This is a genomic window from Microcoleus sp. BM001215392 (assembly GCF_036700185.1).
Taxonomy (GTDB): domain Bacteria; phylum Cyanobacteriota; class Cyanobacteriia; order Cyanobacteriales; family Microcoleaceae; genus Microcoleus.
This window is the reverse complement of the sequence record NZ_JAUBOJ010000573.1, coordinates 1-3,212: the sequence shown is the minus strand read 5'-3', so window position 1 is coordinate 3,212 and position 3,212 is coordinate 1. Positions and strand designations below refer to the sequence as shown.

2 protein-coding genes are annotated in these 3,212 nt (G+C 46.3%); both read right to left on the bottom strand.

Features of this window, described 5'->3' with window-relative positions; genetic code table 11:
* Positions 1–79: 79 nt before the first annotated feature.
* Positions 80–2,644 (bottom strand): nitrite reductase large subunit NirB, encoded by a 2,565-nt coding sequence (gene nirB / locus QT974_RS32815; RefSeq protein WP_333472544.1) that lies wholly within the window; start codon positions 2,642–2,644, stop codon positions 80–82.
* A 235-nt stretch (positions 2,645–2,879) separates the two neighbouring features.
* The coding region (locus tag QT974_RS32810) for a four helix bundle protein (protein ID WP_333472543.1) at positions 2,880–3,212 on the bottom strand (333 nt) is incomplete at its 5' end.

Here is a 3,212-nt window from a genome sequence, read left to right as displayed (position 1 = left end):
ACTGCGGTCATGCTTCGCCCCTACGGATATATTTGCCTTGCGCCAGATGCACCCTAAGTTCAAGTTGACACGCTTTGAATTATTCCGAAACTCCAGCCAGAGCCTTTTCATGCTCGTAAGCAGGGCGAGTTTGTCCCCGTTCCTCAACGCGAACAATACTCGGATCTGGCAAATCGGAATTCACAAAATGCTGGAATCGCTGCACCTTTTGCGGGTCTTCAATCGTCGTTTTCCACTCGCATTGATAAGTATTCACCAAATGTTCCATCTGCGCTTCTAGTTCAGCACAAATACCCAGAGAATCTTCAATTACCACCTGCTTCAAGTATTCAATTCCGCCCTCAAGCTTGTTCAACCAAGTAGCGGTACGTTCCAAACGATCCGCCGTGCGAATGTAGAAGACCAAAAAGCGATCGATATACTTGATCAAAGTTTCCTTGTCGATATCAGACGCCAGCAAAACCGCGTGCTGCGGCTTAATCCCGCCGTTGCCGCACACGTACAAATTCCAACCATTCTCAGTAGCAATAATCCCAAAATCCTTGCTTTGAGCTTCCGCGCATTCGCGAGTACAGCCAGAGACAGCAGACTTAAGCTTGTGGGGCGATCGCAAACCGCGATAGCGCAACTCAACCTCGATCGCCAAACTCGTAGAATCCTGCACCCCAAAGCGGCACCAAGTGCTACCAACACAAGATTTGACAGTCCGCAAAGCCTTACCGTAAGCGTGGCCAGACTCAAATCCCGCATCAATCAAGCGGTGCCAAATATGCGGCAACTGATCCACCCGAGCACCAAGCAAATCGATCCGCTGTCCGCCAGTAATCTTAGTATAAAGTCCAAAATCCCTGGCAACTTCTCCCAAAGCAATCAACCTCTCCGGCGTAATTTCTCCACCCGGGATTCGCGGTATCACCGAATAAGTACCGTCGCGCTGAATGTTTGCCAAATAGTAATCGTTGGTATCTTGCAAACCAACGTGAGACTTTTCTAGAATGTGGTCGTTCCAAGTAGAAGCCAGCATCGAAGCAACAGCAGGCTTGCAAATTTCGCAGCCGCGCCCTTTGCCGTGTTTGGCGATCGTCTCATCAAAGCTTTTCAGCTCTTGAGAGCGCACCAAATGGTACAATTCTTGACGGGAATACTCAAAATGTTCGCAGAGGTGATTCTTCACCACAAACCCGGCTTTCTTCATCTGGGCCTTAAAGATGTCCGTCACCAAAGGCACGCAACCGCCACAGCCCGTACCAGCTTGAGTGCATTTCTTGACACTGCCGACATCAGTTAAATTGCGATCGCGAATCGCCTCACAAATCTGCCCTTTACTGACATTATTGCAAGAACAAATTTGAGCAGAATCCGGCAGATTCTCCACACCAAAACCAGCAGGTGCTCCGCCTTCGCGCGGTGGCATCAACAAATCTTCAGGATGTGGCGGCAAAGCAATATCATTTTGCATGAATTGCAGCAAAGTGCCGTAAGCAGAAGCATCTCCGACGAGAATACCGCCTAAAATTCGGCTACCATCTTGATTTAAAACTAATTTCTTGTAAGTGCCTTGGAAATTGTCAGCAACAACAATCTCTTTAGCACCGGCAGACTTGGCAAAAGCATCACCAAAACTTGCCACATCCACTCCCAAAAGTTTGAGTTTTGTGGACATATCCGCACCAGTAAAAGTGCTAGTAGGACGGGCATCTTGCCCGTCATCCGCAGCGCTGCTCAAAATATCTGCTGCAACGCCAGCCATCGTATAGCCCGGCGCAACCAAACCGTAGATGCGATTGTCATAAAGCGCGCATTCGCCGATCGCATAAATATCAGAATCCGAAGTTTGGCAGCTATCATTAATCATAATACCGCCGCGTTCTCCCACCGCAATCCCGCAACCTCGGGCAATTTCGTCCCGGGGGCGAATCCCAGCAGAAAACACAATCATATCCGTTGCCAATTCCGAACCATCAGCAAACAGCATTTTAGTAACTTTGCCATCTTCGCTGACAATTTCGGTGGTAGATTTGCTGGTGTGAACCGAAACTCCCAACTCCTCAATTTTGTTACGGAGAATCGCACCACCAACCTCGTCAACTTGCACGGGCATCAGCCGCGACGCAAACTCAACCACATGAGTTTTTAAGCCCATATTTTGCAAAGCATTCGCGCATTCTAAACCCAACAAACCGCCGCCAATTACTACACCAACTTGGCAATTTTTAGCATAATCTGACATCGCCTCCAAGTCATCAATTGTGCGGTAAACAAAAGTTCCAGCCGCGTCTTTGCCTTTAATGGGCGGTACGAATGGATAAGAACCCGTAGCGAGCACAAGTTTGTCGTAGGGAACTTCTAAACCGTTGGCTGAAGAGACTGTTTTTTGTTCCCGATTTATAGCGACTGCTTTGTCACCGATATGAATTTCAATGTCATTTTCTTGATAAAATCCTGGTGCAACTAGGGATAAATCTCCCGCTGTTTTCCCAGAGAAAAATCCGCTGAGGTTTACGCGATCGTAAGCAACGCGCTGCTCTTCACAAAAAGTAATTAAATTCCAGTTTTTGGCAGCATCCGAGCTCACCATTAACTCTAGGAACTTGTGACCTACCATACCATTGCCGATTACAATCAGGTTTTTTTTGGCTGTCATTAGAATCTCTTTTATCCCGTTTATCAGTCGTTGGCTTTATTAATATAAGAATTTGTTGTAAACTTTTGTATGTATGGATACAAAAAGTTAATTTTTATGCAATTGTCGTATGGTGACGATTGCATTTTTGCATGAGATCTGGTGACAGTTGATAATTGACAGTTGATAATTGACAGTTGATGATTGACAGGGCAGGACATTTTTCGGTAAATCTCCACTGTCCCTCTGCTCGCTGTCAACTGTGATTGAGTTTGTGTTTGGTTGTTTTGATGATGCTGGTTAGTAGTTTTAGGAGTTCTTTTAGGTCGTTTAAGATTGATTCGCTTTCTTTTGGGGTGAGATAATCGGTTTCTCGAAGTAGCAATATCCAGTATTCAGTTTCGTGGGCTTCTTTGAGGGCTATCGCTAGTTTATGAATAAAATCGGCTTTGCTTTCGGCTTGTTCTGCTTCTCTAACTAATGCACCGATAGCTGTTCCCGATCGTAGTAGTTGTTTTGACAATACATATTCTTTGGGTGCATCTGGCGCAAGGCAAATATGTTTGTAGGGGCGAAGCATGACCGCAGT

Coding starts and splice junctions, on each gene's coding strand:
- nirB (WP_333472544.1), bottom strand. CDS start 2,644: ATGACAGCCAAAAAAAACCTGATTGTAATCGGCAATGGTATGGTAGGT.